General features: G+C 48.1%; 5 protein-coding genes. 1 reads left to right on the top strand and 4 read right to left on the bottom strand.

What is annotated here, in order from left to right; translation table 11 throughout:
- Positions 1-57: 57 nt before the first annotated feature.
- Both QT974_RS30025 and QT974_RS30030 read right to left on the bottom strand, forming a co-directional pair.
- A complete protein-coding gene (locus QT974_RS30025; RefSeq protein ID WP_333472037.1) occupies positions 58-1245 on the bottom strand; it encodes a glycosyltransferase family 4 protein in 1188 nt (395 codons plus the stop codon).
- A gap of 228 nt (positions 1246-1473) precedes the next feature.
- Complete coding sequence (locus QT974_RS30030) at positions 1474-3162, bottom strand: DUF2079 domain-containing protein (RefSeq protein ID WP_333472038.1); 1689 nt, start codon at positions 3160-3162, stop codon at positions 1474-1476.
- An 88-nt stretch (positions 3163-3250) separates the two neighbouring features.
- Here QT974_RS30030 and QT974_RS30035 point away from each other — a divergent pair, with 88 nt between their 5' ends.
- Positions 3251-4486, top strand: a complete 1236-nt coding sequence (locus QT974_RS30035) for a histidine kinase (protein ID WP_333472039.1) — start codon at positions 3251-3253, stop codon at positions 4484-4486.
- 77 nt (positions 4487-4563) lie between these two features.
- Here QT974_RS30035 and mutT read toward each other — a convergent pair whose 3' ends face one another.
- Both mutT and QT974_RS30045 read right to left on the bottom strand, forming a co-directional pair.
- Positions 4564-4968, bottom strand: a complete 405-nt coding sequence (gene mutT, locus QT974_RS30040) for an 8-oxo-dGTP diphosphatase MutT (protein WP_333472040.1) — start codon at positions 4966-4968, stop codon at positions 4564-4566.
- 303 nt (positions 4969-5271) lie between these two features.
- Positions 5272-5613, bottom strand: coding sequence for a DUF760 domain-containing protein (locus QT974_RS30045; RefSeq protein ID WP_333472041.1), 342 nt, complete (start codon positions 5611-5613; stop codon positions 5272-5274).
- Between the last annotated feature and the right edge of the window lie 159 nt (positions 5614-5772).

The following is a 5772-nucleotide window of genomic DNA, read 5'->3' on the forward strand; positions in this document are numbered from 1 at the left end:
TGTCAACTGTCAACTGTCAACTGTCAACTGTCAACTGTCAACTATCAACTGTCAATTTTACCAATCAACTTCGGCCCTTTCCTCCATTACCCGCTGATAAACCCATTCGGTTTCCATCGCCAACTTCTGCCAACTAAACCGACGTTCCAAATCCTCATAAGCATTGTCAACCAACCACCGTGCATAACCAGGATTTTTCAGCACCTCCAAAATCCCCCAGGCCAAAGAATCGCGATTGTTAGCCTGAGTAACAACCCCAGTTTTCGTATGCTGCACTACCTCTGGAAGTCCACCCGCATTCGACACCACCACAGGCACTCTTGCAGCAAAGCTTTCTAACGCTACAATCCCAAAAGGTTCGTACAGACTGGGGAAAACCGCGCAGTCAGCTACCGTCTGGAATTTGTCGAGATGTTCCTCAAACATGAAGCCTGTAAAATAACATTTATTCCAAATTCCTAAGTTCCAAGCCAAAAGTTTGAGATGGTCTGTATTGCCACCGCCAACAATTACTATTTTGGCTTTTCCACCCATTTCCCAAATTACTTTAGGTGCAGCATTCAAAAAGACAGCAATGCCCTTTTCATAGCTAATTCTGCCGACGTAATAGACAATTTTCTCATCATCTGCTGCAAATAGGCGCCGGAAATTCATCGCGTCAAATTCATGCCAGCGCGGCTTTTTTTCCGACCTAATTCCGTTGTAAATTACCTCTATTTTGTTCCACGGAGTTGATAGTACCTGTTCGGCTTCCCGCCGCATATAATCGCTGCAAACAATGACGCGCCAAGCGTTGTAAGCGAGGTCGTTTTCCTTGGCGTTAATGTAGCGCTGTCCGTCATTGTGGAGGCCGTTAAATCGCCCGTATTCGGTGGCGTGGATGGTGACAATTAGCGGTACTTTAAAGGTATGCTTGAGGGCGATCGCCGCATCTCCCACCAGCCAATCGTGAGCGTGGATCAAATCAAAGGGGCCTTCTTCTAGCATTAGTTTGCCACCTTGGTGCCCCATGCTTTGGTTGAGGTTCGCCACCCAGTGAAAAAAGTCCTTGGCGTGCCCCACCACTACACGATGCACCTCTATTCCTTCCACCACTTCGTACATCGGCGCGTGACCGAACTCTACTGTAATTAAGTGAATCGAGTGGCCTAGCTTCACCAATTCTGGATACAGTTCCGAGACGTGGCGGGCGATACCGCCGACTATTCTGGGAGGAAACTCCCATGCCAATACCAAAATTTTCATTTTTCTCCCCTCCTAACAATTTATATATCTTAATGTTTATTGTTGACTACTTTATTGTATAATCGACACCCTAAAATGTTGATCGATCGCAAATCTATGCCCGAGGGCTGACTTTTGGCAGCAACAAAAACGGAAAATTATGCAGAAACCGGGTGTTTGCAGCAATTGCTCTCTGGCCCGGTTTCGGAAATATTCTGGCCCAAAGGGTGCGGGCGATCGCCCGCACCCTCAAGATTGCTTCAAAATCGGTTCCAACTCCTGGCGAAAACGAGCCCAAGCCGCAGCCGATGCAGAGTCAGAAACAGCACCTTTCCGCATCAAAATCGCGCCGTCTTCAAAGCCAACAATTCCGTAGTCTCCAGATTTGGACATTCGATCGATCGCCGGCACAATTTGCTGTAACTGTCCGCGTTCCCGGCGAAACCCAGTCTGATACTGCTGCAACTGCCAGACATCGGCAATTACATATTCCATCTTCACAGGTTCCCGGGCATCATTGCGGAGTTCAAACATCGGAAACCGGAGAATTTCCCGGCGGCTTGACAAAATCGGCACAATAGTATTCGTTGCAGCCACGCTAGCACTAGCAGGAATTTGAGCCAACAGCGGGCGCACTTGAGACACGTGCTGCCACTGTCTGATCAGAGGAACTTGCACCCAAGGATCGATCGCATCGGGCAAAATAAACGAAAAAGTCCGATTTGGGTTAGACGTGAAGGTAAAAAATAGCGACAAGCAGATGCAAAACCCCCAAAAGCGGCGAAACTGCGAAGACGAAGGGAAAGGAAACACCGCATTCGGAAAACGTAAGATTGTTTGTTCTCCCCTTTTAATTCTATCTTCTTCCTGTTGACGGCCAGCCCACCACAGGATCGCCCCGTAAAACAGCCCTGGAACCACAGTCATCGCATAGCGAATATTAATCGCCAGCACCGACTCACCTTTAGCTAAAAATAGCTTCAGCAGCGGGAAGCCTGCGATCGTCCAAGATGCGGGTGCTACCGCAGGAACCAAGGCTAACGGCAACCACTGGCCGAGCAGGTATCTAATCTTACCAACAAACGGCGTAAATAGCTCAGCTACCAACCGTCCGGGATTGCTCACCATTCCCCAAAGAATTTCCAGCGTCGAAGCTTCATCTCCATCGGCATATTGACCGAAGCGTTCCATCATAAACCGCTGGGAGATATCAGCAGAAAACAAAGGCATAATTAGATTGGTCAGGACGATCGTGTAACCAAAACTGAGAATGCAGACGGCCAAACCAGTCCGAGGATAGCGCCGGCTCAAAATCATGTAAGCTCCGACGCCAAACAAAACAACTCCCGAATCTTCTCGCACGGCCAAAATTAAAGTTGCCAGAATCCCAAACAGCGGCCAAGTGCGCTTCTCCATCGCCAGCAGCAAGCCGAAAACATAAAGCGGAATTTGACAAACATCGTGAAAATTGCCCAAAGTCGGGCCAATAACCGCGTTAGCTGCGTAATAGCTCACGGCAATTGTCGCCGACAGTCGCGGTTCTAGATGGTGTCTGGCCAGAGCGTACAGAACTAAACCAGCCGCCGTAATTAAAGTCACCTGCAACACCGTCAAAGTGACAGGAGAGGGGAACAGCGAGTAAATTGGCAGCCACAGCATCAGCGCCGGCGTGAAATGCTGCCCCAAGCGGTAATAAGATACAGACGGGAGCTGATTTTGGTGAACCACGTTAGTGGACAAAGCCGAAGACAGGGAACTCTCAAACAAGTGACCCCGAGTGCCGTTCCAAAAAAGTTGATTGAAAATGCCTTGGTCGTATGTAGCGTAAAAGCTGTAGTAGCGGTGCAGCGTCAGCAGCAGGCACAGCACAAAAAAGGCCGCCGCCACTTTCACCACTACCCGCAGCGACTCATTTTTCTTCCATCTCAAAAATGTCATTGGCCCGCCGTAATGAAATCATCGGACAATAGCATAAATCTAAAGTAAGTATTAAATTAAAGTAGAAGTGAAATAACTCGGCTCGGCAATGGTCAATTATTTTCACCCGATCGAAAAAGTCAACAGCGTCAATCCGCCAGGCACCGGCGACACCGACTGTTCTCCCGAACAGCCGGCAAATTCCGCACCGCCTTTACAGCTTTTGCTGTTCATCGACAAGCGTCCCTCTTCCAGGGAACAGACCAGACACATCCGCAAGTCCCTACAGGCTTTGAAGGCAGAGTGCGACTTTGAGCTTCAAGTCATCGACGTAGGAGAACAGCCGGATTTAGCCGAACACTTTAAACTCGTAGCCACTCCCTCGCTGCTCAAAATTCATCCCGAGCCCCGACAAACTCTCGCCGGCAGCAATTTGATCGCCCAACTCGAACACTGGTGGCCCCGCTGGCAGCGTTCTGTAGCAGAATACGTAGCTCAGCAGCAGTCGGCCTCGGCTCTGGCTGCCAATCTGGTAGACCCAAAACCGCTCTATTCGGTTGCTTGCGCCACCGAACTCGTGCAGCTTGCGGATGAAGTTTTTCGGCTCAAACAGGAAAAAGAACACCTGCAAGAGCAGTTGCAGTTGAAAGACAGGATTATTGCGATGCTGGCTCACGACTTGCGCAATCCCTTGACTGCCGCATCTTTGGCTTTGGAGACTTTGGAGTCAAATCAAAAGGTGAAGCAGGGGCAAAAGTCTCGTTTGACACCGACTCTGGCGGCTCATTTGATGAAACAAGCCCGCCGCCAAATCCGAATTGTCGATCGCATGATTACAGATATCCTAGAAGCAGCCCGGGGTACCAACGCTCAACTTCACATTCAAGCAAAAAAAATCGAACTGGGAGCAATTTGTCAAGATGTAATAGGGCAATTTCAAGACAAGTTTGAGGCTAAAAGCCTGAACGTAGAAACAGATATTCCCGCAGATTTGCCCTTGGTTTATGCCGATCCCGATCGCATCAAACAAGTCATAGTCAACCTGCTGGACAACGCCAGCAAGTACACCCCAGAGCAAGGAACTGTTAATCTTTCAATTCTCCACCGCACCGCTTACAAAGTTCAAGTCAGCATTTGCAACAGCGGCCCGGGAATTCCTGAAGAAAATTGCGCGAGAATTTTTGAAGACAGCTATCGCTTGCAGCGAGATCAATCAACAGACGGTTACGGCATTGGGCTGTCTTTGTGTCAAGGCATCATCCGCGCCCACTACGGTCAAATTTGGGTAGATTCCGTACCAGATAGAGGCAGTTGTTTTCACTTTACACTGCCAGTTCAAAAATAGTTGACAGTTGACAGTTGACTCCGAAAGCAGTTGGCAGTTGTCAGTTAACAATAAAAAACCCAATTTGACAGGACAGTTCAATGCGAACGCAGTGCAGCGATAATCTGTTCGTTTGCCTTGGGAAAAGTAAATTGGTCAATTTCATCGAGTGTCACCCAGCGAATTTCATCGCATTCGATCGTTTGCGGTTCCCCGCTGACGTAACGGCAGTGGTGCACGTAGAGTCTCACTGTAAATTTAGTGTAGTCGTGGTCAATTGTAATCAGGCGATCGCCCACTTCTACTACAATCCCCAACTCCTCCATAATTTCCCGCTGTATGCAAGCTTCGATGGTTTCCCCAGGCTCTATTTTACCGCCGGGAAACTCCCAAAAACCGCCATGCAGTCCGTGTTGTCGGCGCTTGTCAATCAAAATTTGTTGTCGGTCGTTCCAAATCGCAGCAACGCCGATAACTTTGTGGGCCACAGGAGAAAGAGACATAGTAATTGGTGATTGGTGATTGGTGATTGGTGATTCGTTATTCGTTATTCGTGATTGGTTATTCGTTATTCGTTATTGGTGATTGGTGATTAATCTTAGGCGAAATCAGGAGACTGCACGTGGCGTATCCCTACAATATTATTGGGGTACGGATACGGAAATGCCGTCTCCTCCGTTGCTATCATTTCGCTCGTGCAACCGGAATTGATATGACAACTCACAACTGCCAACTGCAAACTAACAATAGCCCCCGATCTTGCGAGGGGGGCTTGACACTTGTATAACTTAAATGTTAAGAATCAACTAATCATCAGAGCCGTGTCTCTCACTGGCTTCTATGGACTTTTCAAAAGTCATTCGCTGTTCGGCATTTTTCAGAAAATAGCCACTAATCATAGCCGAGGCGAGCAGTCTACCCAAATGTTCGCGACTGGTAGTAACTGTCACCCCGAAGTGTTCTGAAGGTAAATTCCCTAAAAGCCCTACAATATTTCGCTCCATTACTTGAAACACTTCGTGAGAAGTCGGCTTAGACAACTGAGAAACAGTGTCGGGGGCCATTGACTGTACGTATTGCCATAATAAATTGGCATTTTCTCCTTCTTCTTCAAAGAATTCTGGGGATTTATTAGATGAGTTGCTCACGAGTACCTCCGTTTCAGAGACAGCTTGTTATTTTAGACGCGGGCGGTTAAATTAAATAACCGTTATCCGATCGCTGCTGATGTTTATTACTAAGTAATTACTAATGTAGCAGGACAGTCCTAACAACCGAGTGAGCACAACCGAATTAAAGGCGGCGGT

Source organism: Microcoleus sp. BM001215392, from assembly GCF_036700185.1.
GTDB lineage: Bacteria > Cyanobacteriota > Cyanobacteriia > Cyanobacteriales > Microcoleaceae > Microcoleus.

Excerpts from the sequence above, each read along its gene's own strand:
- QT974_RS30025 (WP_333472037.1), bottom strand. The coding sequence starts at position 1,245 with ATGAAAATTTTGGTATTGGCATGGGAGTTTCCTCCCAGAATAGTCGGC.
- QT974_RS30030 (WP_333472038.1), bottom strand. The coding sequence starts at position 3,162 with ATGACATTTTTGAGATGGAAGAAAAATGAGTCGCTGCGGGTAGTGGTG.
- mutT (WP_333472040.1), bottom strand. The coding sequence starts at position 4,968 with ATGTCTCTTTCTCCTGTGGCCCACAAAGTTATCGGCGTTGCTGCGATT.
- QT974_RS30035 (WP_333472039.1), top strand. The coding sequence starts at position 3,251 with ATGGTCAATTATTTTCACCCGATCGAAAAAGTCAACAGCGTCAATCCG.